We start from the raw sequence: 669 nt of genomic DNA, 5'->3' as shown, positions 1-669 counted from the left end.
CAGCACTCCCTGGGATGTGCTGTTCCCGTATGACAAGATACATCATAAAGCCGAAAACCTTCCACTTTCGATAAGCCGTTTTGGTTTTTTCTGGGGTACGTATTCTTATTTTATCCATCGGGATGTGGTGGCTGATCTTTTGCGGATATGCCGTTATATCACAGCTCCATTGGACGAGGTATTGGTGGCAATAGGTTTAAAAAAGAGGATCAAGCTTCTGTGTATAGATACGGATTGGTTCAGGTTTGACCAATCCGCTTCGATCAGCTTTGTCGCCCGCAAGCAGACCGTTATTGATTATGTGGATAATTATGTCGTGTGGAGCGATGAAGAGATAGAGGAGGTGAGGATCATTATGCATTACCTGTCTGCGGTGGCTTCTGAGGTCGACGTTAAGATTTTTTTGCACGCAGGAACGCTATTGGGGGCCATCCGTCATGGCAAAATAATGAATTGGGACGATGATGTCGATCTGATGATTGATAAAAAGGACAGTAAGGCACTGCTCGATCGGATTATCCGTGATAAAAAGTACAATATTACCAAATGGATATGGAAGACAACAGGAAAAGCGTATTATAAGGTATGGAAGCCCGGAGGATATAAAGTTGAAGGCTTTGAATATACATTTCCTTTTGTGGACATCTGGATCGTGGAGACCGATAGAGA

Annotated in this window: 1 protein-coding gene; it reads left to right on the top strand. The window is 43.5% G+C overall.

The window, feature by feature from the left end:
• The coding region (locus FXV77_RS21885) for a LicD family protein (RefSeq protein WP_187444221.1) at positions 1-669 on the top strand (669 nt) is incomplete at both ends.

It is taken from the genome of Sphingobacterium phlebotomi, assembly GCF_008180195.1.
Taxonomy (GTDB): Bacteria; Bacteroidota; Bacteroidia; order Sphingobacteriales; family Sphingobacteriaceae; genus Sphingobacterium; species Sphingobacterium phlebotomi.
The sequence above is the reverse complement of the archived record's forward strand: the minus strand, read 5'-3'. Positions and strand labels throughout refer to the sequence as shown.